This window comes from Nocardiopsis lambiniae (assembly GCF_031845465.1).
GTDB classification, from domain to species: Bacteria; Actinomycetota; Actinomycetes; order Streptosporangiales; family Streptosporangiaceae; genus Nocardiopsis; species Nocardiopsis lambiniae.
Genome location: NZ_JAVREP010000031.1, coordinates 33,986 through 48,617 on the forward strand (window position 1 = coordinate 33,986; position 14,632 = coordinate 48,617).

A 14,632-nucleotide genomic window follows, 5' to 3' on the forward strand; every position below is an offset into this window, starting at 1 on the left:
ACGACCCGGGGGAGAGGCGATCAGCCCCCCACCACCTCCCGAGCGCCCCGCGCGATCTGCACGTCCTCACGCGCGGGAATCACCAACGTCCGCACCGACGCCCCCGCACCCGAGATGTCCGCCTCCCCGTCCACCCCCTCGTTGGCCGCCCGGTCCACCGCCACCCCCAGGAAACCCAGCCCCTCCGCCACCGCCCACCGCACCGGCGCCGACCGCTCACCCACACCCGCCGTGAACACCAACACGTCCAACCCGCCCAACGCCGCCGCCATCGCCGCCACCGACGCCCGCAACCGGTGGACGTACACCCCGAACGCCAACACCGACCGCGCCTCGCCCCGTTCGACCCCCGCCAGCACCTCCCGCATGTCCGCCGTCCCCGCCAACCCCGTCAGACCCCCGCCGCGCTCCAACCCCTCCGCGACCTCGTCCGCGTCCAACCCGCCCTGACGCTGCAACCACAGCACCATCCCCGGGTCCACGCTCCCCGAACGCGTCGCCATCACCAGCCCCTCCAACGGCGTGAACCCCATCGTGGTGTCCACGCACCGCCCCTCCAGGACCGCCGCCAGCGACGCGCCCGCACCCAGATGCGCCGTCACGATCCGCCGCCCACCGGTCCGCTCCGCCGCGACCCCCGACACGTACGCGTGCGACAACCCGTGGAACCCGTACCGCCGCACCCCGAACCGCTCCCGCCACTCCACCGGCACCGCGTAGGTGAACGCCTCCGCCGGCAACGACGCGTGGAACGCGGTATCGAAACACGCCACCTGCGGCACCCCCGGCAACGCCTCCGTGATCGCCGCGATCCCCGACAGCGCCTTGGGCTGGTGCAGTGGCGCCAACGGCGTCAACTCCTCCAACCGCCCCACGACGGTCGGATCCAACCGCACGGGGGACACGAACTCCCGCCCGCCGTGCACCACCCGGTGCCCCACCACGTCGGGGGAGGGGAACCGGTCCAGGAAACCCCGCACCGCCACCGGATCCCAGGCACCCCCCACCAGTTCGATCGTCTCCGACCCCAGCACCGTGTCGTCGCCGTCCACCATGCTCGACTTCAACGTCGACGACCCCGCGTTGACCACCAGGACCCGCATCAGTACGGCCACACCCAATCCCTGATATCCGCCGGGTCCTCACCGTGCTCCCTGGTGTGGGCCCGATGCCGCAACCGCTCGTCCACCATCCGCTGCCGGATGTGCGCCGCCTTCTCCGCCAGCCCCGGCACCCGGTCGATCACATCGATCACCAGATGGAACCGGTCCAGATCGTTGAGCATCACCATGTCGAACGGCGTCGTGGTGGTGCCCTCCTCCTTGTACCCCCGCACGTGCAGGTGCGGATGGTTGCGACGCCGGTACGCCAACCGGTGCACCAACCACGGATACCCGTGGAACGCGAAGATCACCGGCTTGTCCGAGGTGAACAGCGCCTCGTACTCCGCGTCCGGCAGCCCGTGCGGATGCTCGCTCTCCGGTTGCAACCGCATCAGATCCACCACGTTGACCACCCGCACCCGCAGCTCCGGGAACGACCGCCGCAACAGGTCGGCGGCGGCCAACGTCTCCAGAGTCGGCACGTCACCGGCGCACGCCAGCACCACGTCGGGCTCACCGCCCCCGTCGGTACTGGCCCACTCCCAGATCCCGATCCCGCGTGTGCAGTGCCAGACGGCCTCCTCCACCGACAGGTAGTCCAACGCCGGCTGCTTGCCGGCCACCACCACGTTGACGTAGTCCTTGGACCGCAGGCAGTGGTCGGCCACCGACAACAACGTGTTCGCGTCCGGCGGCAGGTACACGCGCACCACCTCCGACGGCTTGTTCAGCACCACGTCCAGGAACCCCGGGTCCTGGTGCGTGAAACCGTTGTGGTCCTGGCGCCACACGTGCGAGGTCAGCAGATAGTTGAACGAGGCGATCGGCCTCCGCCACGCCAACCCCCGCGTGACCTTCAGCCACTTCGCGTGCTGATTGAACATCGAGTCCACGATGTGCACGAACGCCTCATAGCAACTGAACAGCCCGTGCCGCCCGGTCAGCAGGTACCCCTCCAACCAGCCCTGGCACAGGTGCTCGCTGAGCACCTCCATCACCCGCCCCCGCCGGGCCAGGTGCTCGTCCACCGGCAGGATCTGCGCGTCCCACACCTTGTCGGTGACCTCGTACACCGCCGCGAGCCGGTTCGACGCCGTCTCGTCGGGCCCCACCAACCGGAAGTTGTCGGGGTTGTGGCGGATGACGTCGCGCAGGAAGTGCCCCAGCACCCGGGTCGCCTCGCTGGTGTGGACGCCGTGCCCCTGGAACTCCACCCCGTACCGCCGAAAGTCCGGCAGCCGCAGGTCCCGGAGCAGCAGACCACCGTTGGCGTGCGGGTTGGCGCTCATCCGACGCGGACCCACCGGCGGCAGGTCGCGCAACTCCGGCACGGGCTCGCCGTTCTCGTCGAACAGCTCCTCGGGACGGTACGAGAGCATCCACTCCTTCAACATCCGCCGATGCTCGTCGTTGGCGCGCACCTGCGACAAGGGCACCTGGTGGGACCGCCAGGTGCCCTCGATCCGGACGCCGTCCACCTCCTTGGGGCCGGTCCACCCCTTGGGGGAGCGCAGGATGATCATCGGCCACGTGGGCCGGGGACCCGCCCCGGGGACGCGCGCCGACCGCTGGATGTCGGAGATCCGGTCCAACGCCTCGTCCAGCGCCTCGGCCATCCGACCGTGCATGTACACGGGGTCGTCACCGCTGACCATGATCGGGTGGTAGCCGTGGCCCTCGAACCGTTTGAGGAGCTGGTCCTCGGGGATGCGCGCCGTGATCGTCGGGTTGGCGATCTTGTAGCCGTTCAGGTGCAGGATCGGCAGGACCGCGCCGTCGTGTTCGGGGTCCAGGAACTTGTTGCCGTCCCAGCTTCCCGCCAACGCCCCGGTCTCGGCCTCGCCGTCGCCGATGATGCAGGCGACCACCAGGTCGGGGTTGTCGAAGGCGGCCCCGAAGGCATGGGAGAGGGAGTAGCCGAGCTCACCGCCCTCGTGGATGGAGCCGGGGGTCTCGGGGGCGACGTGGCTGGGGATCCCGCCGGGGAAGGAGAACTGGCGGAACAGCCGCCTCATGCCCTCCTCGTCGCGGCTGACGTCGCGGTAGATCTCGCCGTAGCCGCCCTCCAGCCAGGCGTTGGCGACGGCGGCGGGGCCGCCGTGCCCGGGGCCCATGATGTAGATCATGTCGAGGTCGCGGGCCTTGATGACCCGGTTCAGGTGGGCGTAGCAGAAGTTGAGGCCCGGGGTGGTGCCCCAGTGGCCCAGGAGGCGGGGTTTGATCTGCTCGGGGCGCAGTTCCTCGCGGAGGAGCGGGTTGTCCAGAAGGTAGATCTGGCCGACCGACAGATAGTTCGCGGCGCGCCAGTAGGCGTCGATGAGGTCGATTTCGTCCTGCCCGATTCCCATGCCGTTGTTCCTCCCTGAACATGGATCCGTATGGTCGTGTCAACGGGGGACTCCGGGGTCGGCGTTCACCACCGGGGTGGGGGAGGGGCGCGTCGATCAAGGGCCACGGTAACCGCCGGGGATCGCCGAACTCCAGACGCCGAGCCGAATCGGATCTCTTTGAGGCGGGGGTCCCGGGGCTGAGGGCAAGTCGTCACTAAACGGTCATAGTTTCTGTTCAGATGACGAAAGACATTGAACTTCACAAAGACACGCAAATGATGCATAAAGCATGTTATGCATCAAAACTCGACCGATCGGGGCAGGGGCCCTGCGCACTCCGGGGTCCGCGCCCGGTGGGGGCGGGGGTGAGGGTGGACACGGGTCGATCCTTCGGGGGCGAGGGCCGGAGAAACCCCTGGAACAGGGGAGACACCCGCGAGGGTCCGAGCGTTCTCGCGGGCGGGGGCTCCGGCGGGCGGCGGCGGGAGGCTCGTTCCGGCGTTCGCGCATCGTCGGGCACCCGAAGAATCCTGGTGACTCGGAGTGACCGCCCACACCGGGATCAGCCTTCGGGGTCGCCGGTCGTCACCTCAGGCCTTCGGAGCACGGCCGCCGGGAGCGTCCTCGGGTGCGATGCCCGGAGGGCCCTGGGGCGCGCGGAGAACGGGATGCGCGTGAAAAGTCCCGGCGCACCAGGCGTTCCAGCCCCTCTCCGCCCTCACCGGCCCACCGCCGATAATGCACATTATGTCAAGTTAAACTTGGAATCGCCCTTCCCCTGGGCGTTCCTGTGACCCCCGTGCGCATCGGCTCGGGCGGGTTGGCTCTCACCTCACAGCGTGGAGAACACAGGACGCGGAGAGACCGATGCGCAGAATCCTTTCGTGGTTCGTGGCCGGCACCGCGATGGGCCGGCGCCTGCCTCTCGGGCGGCGCGCCCATGAGCGCCGCCACGGTGACGCCCTCTGCGGCCACCGAGGCGACGTGGCGGTACCAGGGAACGCACATAATCACTCTCTGTCACCGCACTGGACCCGCTCGCGGACCTGTACGTGCTGCGCTGACCGCGCGGCTGCTCGTGCTCCCGAGCCTGGGCCGAGGAGAGACCCTCCACCTCCAAGGACCTCTCCCCCACGGTCGGTTCGGCCCGGACGATCAGGCGATGCCACCGGGCGGCGTGGGCCCCGGCGAGCCGGGAAGGGTGCGCCACTCCCCCGCCGATCCCGTGGCGGAACGGTACACGTCAACGTGACCCGCCGGGCTCGGAGGTGACGCCCGACCGGATGCCGGGAGGGTCGGCGCGAGTCCGCGTCAGGCCGGGGTGAGGACGCAGAACTCGTTGCCCTCGGGGTCGGCCAGGACCGTCCACGGCACGTCGCCCTGACCGATGTCGACGGCGATGGCGCCGAGCGCCCGCAACCGGTCCACCTCCTCCGCCTGATCTTCACCGGGGTACGGTCGGAGGTCCAGATGGACGCGGTTCTTCACGGTCTTCGCGTCGGGTGTGCGGAGGAATTCGAGATACGGGCCGACGCCCTTGGCGGAGCGCAGGACCGCACGATCGTCGGTCACCTCGTGCAGGGTCCAGTCCATCGCCTCGTCCCAGAACCGGGCCATGGCCCGGGGGTCGACGCAGTCGACCGTCACCGCGGCCATCGGCCCGGTGTCCCGGTAGATCTCCCGAGGCTCCAGCACGCGGAACTCGTTGCCCTCGGGGTCGGCCAGGGCCGTCCACGGCACGTCGCCCTGGCCGAGGTCGGCGGGTGTCGCGCCGAGATCCTCAAGGCGCGCGGCCAACTCCGTCTGATGGGTCACGGAAGTGGTGGCGAGGTCGATGCGCACACGGTTCTTCACCGTCTTGGGTTCGGGGACGGCGACGACGTCGAGGCAGACGGCGACGGGGTCCGGATAGACGAAGCCCTCGGGTTCCAGGTTCGTCACGCCGGGTCCCTCACTGGAGACATCCCAGCCCAGCACCTGTGCCCAGAACCCGCCGAGCGCGGAGTCGTCCTGAGCACTCATATGAATTTGAACAAGCCGAATCGCCATGCCGCCGATCCTACGCAGGGTGATGGCCGGTCGACCCGCCCGGCGTGAGGCCGTCGCCGGGCGGGCCGAGAGCGGGATCGGTGTCCGGGGTTCAGCCCCGGAAGTCCGCCGGGCGGTCCGAGGAGGCTCGGGCCAGGGCCTCGGTCACGGCCTCCACTCCCCCGCGCAGTCCGTAGACGGGGGTGCCGGGCTGCTGGCGCCAGGAGTCGTCGATGCCTCCGGCGTCGACGGTGTCGAAGCCCAGGGCGTCGACGAGGTCGCGTACGACCTTCTTGGCGGCTTCGTCGTCGCCGGCGACCGGTACGGCGATGCGTTCGGGGTCTCCGGCCGGGCGGGGTCGGTCCAGCAGGTCGGAGGCGTAGGTGCCGTTGAAGGCCTTGATCACCGGGTGGCGCAGGTGGTGTTCCACCCAGCGGCTCTCGGTGAGTCCGTCGTCCTCGATGGCGGCGATGCGGCCGTCGCGTTCGCGCGGGTAGTAGTTGTTGGTGTCCAGGAGGACGAGGCCTTCGGTCGCTTCGGCGAACAGGTCGGTGGGCAGGTCGGGGATGTTCTTGAGGGGGATGGTGACCACGACGACTTCGGCCCCTCGGGCCGCCTCCGCGGTGGTGGCCGGGGTGGCGCCGGTCTTGGCGGCCAGGTCGGTCAGGGTCTGTGGTCCGCGGGAGTTGGCTACCTTCACGTCGTGGCCCAGGGCGGTGAGTCCGCGGGTGAGATTGCCGCCGATGTTGCCGGCGCCGATGATGCCGATCCTCATGGGGACCGTCCTCTCGTTGTGTGGTGCGGTGTCCTCGACGTTAGGACGGCGTGCGCCGGATATCCAATGATGTTCTGGATGTCGGTATCGGAAATCCTATTGCTCTGGTGGGAATAGGGGGTTCGCCTGAGGGAACGGGGTCCGGGGCGCCGCGGAAGGTGCGGCGGTAGGTGATCGGGGACACGCCCAGGGCGGTGCGCAGGTGTTGGCGTAGGGATGTGCCGGTGGCGAACCCGATCCGGCCGGCGATCTCGTCCACGGTCAGGTCGGTGGACTCCAGCAGGTGGCGGGCGCGCTCCACGCGTTGGGCGGTGAGCCAGCGGCCCGGGCTCAGGCCCACCTCCTCGTTGAACCGGCGTACGAAGGTGCGTCGGCTCATGCGGGCGTGTGCCGCCAGGTCCGCCAGGGACAGGGGTTCGGCCAGGTGTTCCAGGGCCCACTGGCGGGTGGGGGCGGTGCCGGTCCGGTCGGGGTCGGGTACCGGGTGCTCGATGTACTGGGCCTGGCCGCCGTCGCGCCAGGGTGGGACGACGCAGACGCGGGCGACGTGGTTGGCGACCCGGCTGCCGTGGTCGCGGCGGACCAGGTGCAGGCACACGTCCACGCCGGAGGCGGCCCCGGCGGAGGTGAGGACGTCGCCGTCGTCGACGAACAGGACGTCGGGGTCCAGGCGCACGCGGGGGAACCAGGCGCGAAAGGTGTCGGTGAGGGCCCAGTGGGTGGTGGCGGGGCGGTCGTCCAGTAGGCCGGTCGCGGCCAGTACGAACGCGCCGGTGCAGATGGAGACCAGGCGGGTGCCCGGGCGCAGGGAGTCCAGGGCGGCGCGCAGGGTGGGCGGGGGGTGGCGGGTGATGCGGGTGGTGTCGAACGGGGGGATGACGACGGTGTCGGCGTGGGTGAGGAGTTCGGGGCCGTGGTCGACGGTGACGGAGAAGTCGGCGTTGGTGCGTACCGAGGGTCCGTCCAGGGCGCAGGTGCGCACCTCGTAGCGGCCGTCGGCGGCGCCGAACACGCGGGAGGGGATGCCCAGTTCGAAGGGGTAGACGCCGTCCAGGGCCAGGACGGCCACGTGGTGTACGGGGCTGCTCATGGCACGATCTTATTGAAAGATGGCGATCATGCCATGGCGTGGCCCGGGGGCTTTGGGCAGGCTGGGATCCATGAGCGAAACCGATGAGATGACGATGAGGGCGATCTCCCAGGACGTCCACGGCGGCCCCGAGGTCCTGAGGGAGGTGCGCGTGCCCCGGCCGGTGGCCGGGCCGAGCGGGATCCTGGTGCGGGTGCGCGCCGCCGGGGTCAATCCCACCGACTGGAAGCATCGGGAGCACGCCGGGTTCTTGAACCGGACGCCGCTGGTGCTGGGCTGGGACGTGTCGGGTGTGGTGGAGGCGGTCGGGTACGGGGTCACCCTGTTCGAACCCGGCGACGAGGTGTTCGGGATGTTGCCCTATCCGTACGGGGTGGGCTCGCACGCCGAGTACGCGGTGGGTCCGGCCCGGGCGTTCGCGCGCAAGCCCGCCGGGATCGATCATGTGCAGGCCGGGGCGCTGCCGTTGGTGTCGTTGACCGCGTATCAGGCCTTGGTGGACACCGCCGGGGTGCGTCCCGGTCAGCGGGTGCTGATCCACGCTGCCGCGGGTGGGGTGGGGCACGTGGCGGTGCAGATCGCCAAGGCGCTCGGGGCGCATGTGATCGGTACGGCGAGCGCGCCCAAGCACGCGTTCTTGAGGGGGCTGGGCGCCGATGAGGTCATCGACTATCGGAGCACGGACTTCGTGGAGGCGGCCGGTGAGGTGGACGTGGTGTTGGACCCGTTCGCGGGTGAGACGTTGAGCCGGTCGTTGGAGGTGCTGCGGCCGGGTGGGATCGCGGTGTCGCTGCTGGCCGCGACGCCCGAGCACGCCGCGAAGGCCGACGGGCTGGGGGTGCGGGCCCGGACGTTGCTGGTGGAGGCCGACCACGCGGGGATGGTCGCCGTGGCCGATCTGGTGGAGCGGGGTCTGCTGCGGGCGCATGTGGAGGAGGCGTTTCCGCTGGCGGACGCGGCCAAGGCGCACGCGTTGGGTGACACCGGTCATGTGACCGGCAAGGTCGTGCTGGTGGTGGACGCCGGGTGAGGTCGTGAAGGGGGGTGCCGCCGTGGGGCGGCGCCCCCTTTTGTTCGCTGCGCGGTCAGGCGTCGGCGGGGTCGGGGAAGGGCACCCCGGTGGGGCGGTGGTGGGCCCAGGGGCGGGCCTGTTCGAGTTGGGCGGCCAAGCGGAGCAGCAGGCCCTCCCCCGCGGCGGGGGCGATGAACTGTACGCCCAGTGGGAGCCCGGCGGGGGTCCGGTGCAGGGGCACCGACATGGCGGGGGTGCCGGTGAGGTTGGCCACCAGGGTGAACGGGGTGGCGGTGAGGTTGTTCATGACCTCGGTGGTGACGAGGTCGGTGCGGGTCACGAGCCGTTCGGTGCGGGTGCGCACCAGGAGGCGTTCGGCGGAGCGCAGCCAGGTCGGCGGGTCCAGGCGGCCGATGGTGAGGGGCGGGCCGGCGATGGTGGGGGTGAGCAGCAGGTCGTGGCGGGAGTGGAAGTCGGCCAGGGCCAGGACGTGGGCGTTCCAGCGGTCGTGGCCACGGACGTAGTCGGAGGCGGTGCGGGCGCGTCCCATGGCGGCCAGGAAGAGGGTGTCGGTTTCGAAGTCGTCGTCGGAGCAGCCGGTGTCGGCCTTGATGCCATCGACCAGGGCGGCCATGGATCCGTACCAGAGGTTGAGGAAGTCCTCGGTGAGGGCGCGGCCGTCGATGGCGGGTTCGGCCTCCTCGACGTCGTGGCCGAGTGACTCCAGGAGGGCGGCGGCGTCGCGTACGGCGCGTACGGCCTCGGGGTGGACGCGGGTGCCCAGGGGTGAGCGGTCGGTGAAGCCGATGCGCAGTCGGCCGACGTCGTGGCCGACTTCGCGGGTGTAGGGGCGTTCGGGTGGGGCGATGGGGTAGGGCGAGGTGGCCTCGGGGCCGGCCATCACGTCCAGGAGCAGGGCGCTGTCGCGGACGGTGCGGGTGAGGACCCCGTTGACGGAGGCGCCGTGCATGGGTTCGCCCCAGGAGGGGCCGAAGGGGACCCGGCCGCGTCCGGGTTTGAGGCCGAACAGGCCGCAGCACGCGGCGGGAATGCGGATGGATCCGCCGCCGTCGTTGCCGCCGGCGGCGGGGACGACTCCGGCCGCGACGGCGGCGGCCGATCCGCCGGAGGAGCCGCCGGGGGTGTGGGCGGTGTTCCAGGGGTTGCGGGTGGGGCCGAACTCGCGGGGTTCGGTGATGCCCTTGGCTCCGAATTCGGGGACGTTGGTCTTGGCGAAGGGCACGAGTCCGGCGTCGAGCCAGCGGCGTACGATTTCGGCGTGGTGGGGGGCGGGGATGTGGCGCAGGGCGCGGTTGCCGGCGGAGGTGGGGAAGCCGGCGTAGTCCTGGAAGAGGTCCTTGAGCAGGAACGGGACTCCGGAGAGGGGGCCTTTCGGGGGGTCGGCGGCGATGCGCCTGGCCTCGTCGTACATGGTGAGGACGAGTGCGTTGAGCCGGGGTTGGACCTGTTCGGCGCGGGTGATGGCGGCTTCGAGGACTTCGAGGGCGTTCACCTCGCCCTTGTCGATGAGTGCGGCCAGGCCGACGGCGTCATGGTGCAGGTATTCGTCAACTCGCATGGCCGGAACCTAACACCGTTGTAGAACATGTTCTAGTTCGGTGGGGGTCACATCCATGGGGCCTCCCCTCGCGGGCGCGTTCGGCCCGCCCGCCCCAGACCGCCCCGGCGCGGGCGACCGCCGCCTCCGAAGGCGGGTGCGGACCCGTGCGCGTGAGGAGGGGGGCGAGGAGGATTGCTACGGGATTGAGCGGTAGAGCCGTGGCTCAGTCGGTGTTCACTCGCCGCGCATGGCTTCCTGGGTGGCCTCGACCATGCCTTTCAGGGTCCGGCGTGCGCGGGCCAGGTCCTCCGCTTGGGTGTCGATGCGTTCGAGTTCGGAGACGAGCCGGCGCAGGACCTGTGGCGGGCAGCGCTCCCCGTTGTTCTTGATGTGCGGCAAGAGCGCGGCGATGGTCGTGCTGTTCATCCCCACAGCGAAGAACTGCCGGATCAACACCACGCGGCTCACGGCGTCCTCGCCGTAGTGGCGCTGCCCGCTGGCGCTGCGTTCGCTGGAGAGCATGCCCTGCTTCTCGTAGTAGCGCAGGGAACGCACGCTGGCCCCGGTCTGCTCGGCCAGTTCTCCGATCCGCACGAGCGGCCTCCGCTCCGATTTGCCCCTGACACCGATGTCAGGTTCTAGTGTAGCGGCGCGGCCACCGCGCACCACCGGGACGTGGTCGTGCGGTGTGCGCGTGAGCCGACCCTGCCCAGAAGGAACCGTTGTGCCACGAGACCCCCGGCGTCCTGGGCGGGGCGCGCCGGGGACCAACGCAAGGCCCTCATCACGGGCTCTGACCGGCCCCGCGCAGGCGCCTGCTCCTGTGCCGGTCAGGTGTGTCGCCGGCGGCCACCGTCCCGGCGTCGGCGTAACGACAGCGTGGGGGCCGCTCAGTTCCGTTTCACCACACACATCACTGCGAAGGAGATCCACTGTGAAGGTCGGCATTGTGGGAGTCGGACACATCGGCAAGACCCTGGCCCAGCGGTTGAGCGCCGCCGGACACGACGTGAAGGTGGCCAACTCACGCGGCCCGCACACCATCGAGGCCGACGTGCCGGCCTCGGGAGGGCGCGCGGTCCCACCGGCGTCCTCGCCGGAGCGGCCTGGGCCCACATGAAGGCCTCCGCCGGTTCTGCGGCGGAGGCCTTCCGTCATGCGTGGTCAGAAGGTGCGCTCGGCCACCTTCACCCGTCGACTCCCCTCCAGGGCGGCGCGCAGCTTTTCAGCCGATACCGGAGCGGCCGGGGCCTGCATGATCTGCTCGGGCGGCACCTCGGGGTCGGCGAGGTAGATCCGGGTGTAGGCATCGGACTCGGGTTCGAAGCGCCAGCTTTCGGCCAGGGTTCCGGCGTCGACGGTGCCGAAGCCGAGTCGGTCGATCAGCACGGCCGCTCGGGCCTTGGCGTCGGGGTCCTCACCGGCGATGGGCAGGGCGCTGCGGTCGGCGGCCCCGGCGGGGCGGGCGAGCTGGGGGATGTGGTGGGCCAGGATGTTGTTGAAGGCCTTGACCAGCAGGGCGCCGGGCAGGAGCCGCTGGGCGAGTTCGGTCGTGGTCATCTCCTCGGAGTCGAGTTCGGCGATGCGACCGTCGCGGAAGGGATAGTGGTTGCCGGTGTCCAGCACCGTCCGCCCGCGCAGCAGTCCCTCGGGGAGGGAGCTGTAGGCGGTCAGCGGGATGCTGAGCACGGTCGCCTCTCCCGCACGGGCTGCCTCCTCCACGGTGGCGGCGGTGGCGCGCGGTCCCAGCTCTTCGACCAGAGCGGTCAGGCTCTGCGGGCCCCGTGAGTTGGCGATCACCACGTCGATGTCCGCCGCGACCGCCAGCCGCGCGATCGCGGTTCCGATGTTCCCGCTTCCGATAATCCCCAGAGACGACATCGTCTGTTCCTCTTCCTCGTGGTGGCCGTCCGGCGTCCGTGCGCACGTTGGCGCACGGAGCACCCGCCCACGTTAGAACCTGACACCGGTGTCAGGGGCAAATCGCGACGCGCAAGGCGTGTTCGGGGGCGAGGAACATCGGAACAGGATCCGGCGCTGAGACCATCTGAGAGGCTGCCGGGGCTCGGGGCGGCCCGAGAGGGGGTGCCGCTCATGAACGTGGCACCAGTCGCAAACGACGGTGACTCCCCTGGTCGACCCGCCCGGTCGGGGTGAGCGGGCCGTTCCCGGGGAGGCCGACCGCTACCCCTCGCGGCGTGAGAACACCCAGGCGAACCTTTCCGGACACAGCACTAGGCGCTCCAGCTCTGCCCGACTATCGTCGTGCCCCCACCCCCAGTGCGCCTTTGGAGGATGCGTGAGCACCTGCAACACCTGCGGACGCCACAAGACCGACAGCCAGTGCGGCTACTGCCTGGGACGGGCGATGGGAGCCGAGATCCAGCGTCGCAAGTACGAGGCCGAGCGTGACCACTACGCGACCGGCGCGGGCGGGAGCCCCCGCAGGGGCGGCGGCGGGTGCGCCCTGCTGCTACTGGCCGCCGCCGCGTCCCCGCTGGCCGCCGAGGCCGCCCGGATCCTCCTGTAGGGGGCGAACCAAGTAAGCCCGAAAGGGGCAACGGCCCCGCCGGACCCTGCCACACCACGAAGTCCCGTACTCCGGTACTCCCGGAGTCCAGGGCTTTTCGTGTTTTCCGGTCGGGTGCGCCCGCTCCCCCGCCCGCGGCAGGTATCCCGAGCGGGGGCCGCCGTTCCCGGGACGGTCACCGTCGACGACGCGCGTGGCTCCTCAGGGGGCGGGGCGCAGGCGGTCGAGCAGGCCGGGGGTCTCGGGGTAGGGGTGTTCGGCGGGCAGCAGCGCGGCGGCCCCCTCCGTGTCCTCCCGTTGTAGCAGGGCGTGGATCCGTCGCGCGGTGGCGGTGACGTCGGTGATGGAGACGACCCACTCGTCGGCGTAACGGGTGGAGGCCTCGCCCGCCAACCCCAGCTGGAGGGAGCGGTGCTCCAGCGGGTTCAGGCGCAGGTCGCGTTCGGGGTCCCACTGCACGCGGACGGGGGCCCGGCGCAGGTCGCGCTTCCAGGCGGCGCGGTCGGCGTGCACGTCGGCCTTGTAGTGGGACAGGCAGGCGTTGCGCAGCGCCCACTCGAACCCGTCGCGGGTGATCTCCACGGCCAGGACGGTCTCCTGGTCCTCCTTGAGGCCCCACCCGCACCGGTACATCATCCACAGGAACGACGGTTTGATCCACGTCATGCGGTCGCGCTTCCACGTCGCGGGGAAGCGGCCCTCGCGGGCGGCGGGCAGTCCCAGGCGCGGGGCGTAGGCCTGGTACACGGTCACCGTGGTGTCGGTGTGCCGGGCGCGGATCCGGTAGCGGGGAACGTTGGTGTGCACGACGCACACCTTGGACCGCGGTGTCGGTGGTCCGCAAACCGTTTTCAGCGGCCACGGGCGGGGACGGCGGCCTTGAGGAGCATCTCCGTGTACTCGTCCTGGGGGTCGGAGTCCAGGACGATCGCGCCGCCGGCGCCGACGGTCAGCCCTCCGTCGTGGCGCACGGCGGTGCGGATGACGATGCTCAGGTCCGCGGCACCGTGGTGCGACAGGTACCCCAGGGCTCCGGAGTAGACGCCGCGCGCCGAGCCCTCCAGGGCGTCGATGATCTCCATGGTGCGCAGTTTGGGCGCGCCCGTCATCGATCCGCCGGGGAAGCAGGCGCGGACCGCGTCCACCGCCGACACCTCGGGGCGCAACCGGCCGCGGACCGTGGAGACCAGTTGGTGGACGGTGGCGTAGGACTCGGTGTACATGAACGCGGGCACCTCGACGCTGCCCACCTCGCACACCCGGCCCAGGTCGTTGCGGAGCAGGTCGACGATCATCAGGTTCTCGGCGCGGGTCTTGGCGCCGGTGCGCAGTTCCTCGGCGACGCGGGCGTCGATGTCGGGGTCGGGGTGGCGGGGCGCGGTGCCCTTGATGGGGCGGCTCTCGGCGTCGCCGTGGCCGTTCACGCGCAGGAAGCGTTCGGGGGACGCGCTCAGGACGCTCATCCCGCCCAGGCGCAGCAGGGCCGCGTAGGGGGCGGGTGAGGCGGCCCGGAGTCGGCGGTGGAAGTCCAGGTCACCGCCGGTGTAGGGGAGGTGGAGGCGGTTGGTCAGGCAGATCTCGTAGCTCTCCCCCGCCGCCAGGTGGCCCAGGCATTCCTTGACGTCGGTCAGGTACCCCTCGCGGGGGCGTTGGAGCAGTCCGGGGAGGTCGACGGGGGTGGCCGCCGGTTCCGGTGCGGGCAGGGGGGCCAGGTCGGCGAGGGCGGCGGCGGTGTCCGCCCGCCAGGTGTCGCCGTCGGGGAGGTCGTCGGCGCAGACCACGTGGGTGCGGCCTCGGTGGTGGTCGATGGCGAGGAACCGGTCGCAGCGCAGCCACACAGCGTCGGGGGTGGGCGCGGTGTGGGCCGCGGCGGCGCCGCAGTCGGCCTTGAGCTCGTAGCCGAAGTAGCCGACGTACCCGCCGGTGAAGTCGAACGGCAGCGGGCTCGGGGCGCGCTCGCGCAGGCGGCGTTCCAGGGCGTCGAAGACGGTGCCGGGCTCCTCGTGCGCGGATCCGTCGGGGGTGCGCACGTGGACCGGGCCGCCCACCCGGTAGGTGAGGACCTCGCCGGTGGCCGCGCCCAGGAAGGAGAAGCGGGCCGGCCCCTGGGGGCGGGAGCTGTCCAGCCAGAACGCGTACTCGGCGTCGCCGTACAGGTGGGCGAAGGCGGCCTCGGCGTCGACGGCGTACGGCAGTGTCAGGG

At 70.9% G+C, this 14,632-nt stretch carries 13 protein-coding genes; 3 read left to right on the forward strand and 10 right to left on the reverse strand.

What is annotated here, in order from left to right:
- Positions 1 to 20 precede the first annotated feature (20 nt).
- The 5 genes from RM479_RS26430 to RM479_RS26450 all read right to left on the reverse strand — a co-directional run bounded on the left by RM479_RS26430 (position 21) and on the right by RM479_RS26450 (position 7,326).
- The gene (locus tag RM479_RS26430; protein ID WP_311514417.1) at positions 21 to 1,103 is read right to left on the reverse strand and encodes an acetate/propionate family kinase; all 1,083 of its coding nucleotides are present in this window, start codon (positions 1,101 to 1,103) and stop codon (positions 21 to 23) included.
- Entirely contained in the window at positions 1,103 to 3,451 is a 2,349-nt protein-coding gene (locus RM479_RS26435; protein ID WP_311514403.1) for a phosphoketolase family protein, read from the reverse strand. The genes RM479_RS26430 and RM479_RS26435 overlap by 1 nt, the downstream gene beginning before the upstream one ends.
- 1,293 nt (positions 3,452 to 4,744) lie before the next feature.
- On the reverse strand, positions 4,745 to 5,455 hold the full coding sequence (locus tag RM479_RS26440; protein ID WP_311514404.1) for a VOC family protein: 711 nt from the start codon (positions 5,453 to 5,455) through the stop codon (positions 4,745 to 4,747).
- Positions 5,456 to 5,573: 118 nt separating this feature from the next.
- The gene (locus RM479_RS26445; RefSeq protein WP_311514418.1) at positions 5,574 to 6,299 is read right to left on the reverse strand and encodes an NADPH-dependent F420 reductase; all 726 of its coding nucleotides are present in this window, start codon (positions 6,297 to 6,299) and stop codon (positions 5,574 to 5,576) included.
- A complete protein-coding gene (locus RM479_RS26450; RefSeq protein ID WP_311514405.1) occupies positions 6,277 to 7,326 on the reverse strand; it encodes a GlxA family transcriptional regulator in 1,050 nt (349 codons plus the stop codon). The genes RM479_RS26445 and RM479_RS26450 overlap by 23 nt, the downstream gene beginning before the upstream one ends.
- Positions 7,327 to 7,396: 70 nt before the next feature.
- On the opposite strand from RM479_RS26450, the gene RM479_RS26455 reads away from it, so the two are divergent.
- Positions 7,397 to 8,356, forward strand: coding sequence for an NADP-dependent oxidoreductase (locus tag RM479_RS26455; RefSeq protein ID WP_311514406.1), 960 nt, complete (start codon positions 7,397 to 7,399; stop codon positions 8,354 to 8,356).
- A 55-nt stretch (positions 8,357 to 8,411) separates the two neighbouring features.
- Here RM479_RS26455 and RM479_RS26460 read toward each other — a convergent pair whose 3' ends face one another.
- Both RM479_RS26460 and RM479_RS26465 read right to left on the reverse strand, forming a co-directional pair.
- Positions 8,412 to 9,917, reverse strand: a complete 1,506-nt coding sequence (locus RM479_RS26460) for an amidase (RefSeq protein ID WP_311514407.1) — start codon at positions 9,915 to 9,917, stop codon at positions 8,412 to 8,414.
- A 216-nt stretch (positions 9,918 to 10,133) separates the two neighbouring features.
- Positions 10,134 to 10,493, reverse strand: coding sequence for a MerR family transcriptional regulator (locus RM479_RS26465; protein WP_311514408.1), 360 nt, complete (start codon positions 10,491 to 10,493; stop codon positions 10,134 to 10,136).
- Between the two features lie 340 nt (positions 10,494 to 10,833).
- Here RM479_RS26465 and RM479_RS26470 point away from each other — a divergent pair, with 340 nt between their 5' ends.
- A complete protein-coding gene (locus tag RM479_RS26470; protein WP_311514409.1) occupies positions 10,834 to 11,019 on the forward strand; it encodes an NAD(P)-binding domain-containing protein in 186 nt (61 codons plus the stop codon).
- A 44-nt stretch (positions 11,020 to 11,063) separates the two neighbouring features.
- Here RM479_RS26470 and RM479_RS26475 read toward each other — a convergent pair whose 3' ends face one another.
- Entirely contained in the window at positions 11,064 to 11,843 is a 780-nt protein-coding gene (locus tag RM479_RS26475) for an NADPH-dependent F420 reductase (protein WP_311514410.1), read from the reverse strand.
- A gap of 355 nt (positions 11,844 to 12,198) precedes the next feature.
- Between RM479_RS26475 and RM479_RS26480 the strand changes: the two genes are divergently transcribed.
- Positions 12,199 to 12,429, forward strand: coding sequence for a hypothetical protein (locus RM479_RS26480; RefSeq protein ID WP_311514411.1), 231 nt, complete (start codon positions 12,199 to 12,201; stop codon positions 12,427 to 12,429).
- Positions 12,430 to 12,630: 201 nt separating this feature from the next.
- Here the strand turns inward: RM479_RS26480 and RM479_RS26485 are convergent, their stop codons facing one another.
- Together RM479_RS26485 and pabB are read right to left on the reverse strand one after the other, a co-directional pair.
- Positions 12,631 to 13,236: a DUF4291 domain-containing protein gene (locus RM479_RS26485; protein ID WP_311514412.1), complete on the reverse strand. Its 606-nt coding sequence runs from the start codon at positions 13,234 to 13,236 to the stop codon at positions 12,631 to 12,633.
- A 44-nt stretch (positions 13,237 to 13,280) separates the two neighbouring features.
- The coding region (pabB, locus tag RM479_RS26490; RefSeq protein ID WP_311514413.1) for an aminodeoxychorismate synthase component I at positions 13,281 to 14,632 on the reverse strand (1,352 nt) is incomplete at its 5' end.

Bases quoted from the DNA above. Each gene is read 5' to 3' on its own strand.
- RM479_RS26430 (WP_311514417.1), bottom strand. From the start codon at position 1,103: ATGCGGGTCCTGGTGGTCAACGCGGGGTCGTCGACGTTGAAGTCGAGC.
- RM479_RS26435 (WP_311514403.1), bottom strand. From the start codon at position 3,451: ATGGGAATCGGGCAGGACGAAATCGACCTCATCGACGCCTACTGGCGC.
- RM479_RS26440 (WP_311514404.1), bottom strand. From the start codon at position 5,455: ATGAGTGCTCAGGACGACTCCGCGCTCGGCGGGTTCTGGGCACAGGTG.
- RM479_RS26450 (WP_311514405.1), bottom strand. From the start codon at position 7,326: ATGAGCAGCCCCGTACACCACGTGGCCGTCCTGGCCCTGGACGGCGTC.
- RM479_RS26455 (WP_311514406.1), top strand. From the start codon at position 7,397: ATGAGCGAAACCGATGAGATGACGATGAGGGCGATCTCCCAGGACGTC.
- RM479_RS26460 (WP_311514407.1), bottom strand. From the start codon at position 9,917: ATGCGAGTTGACGAATACCTGCACCATGACGCCGTCGGCCTGGCCGCA.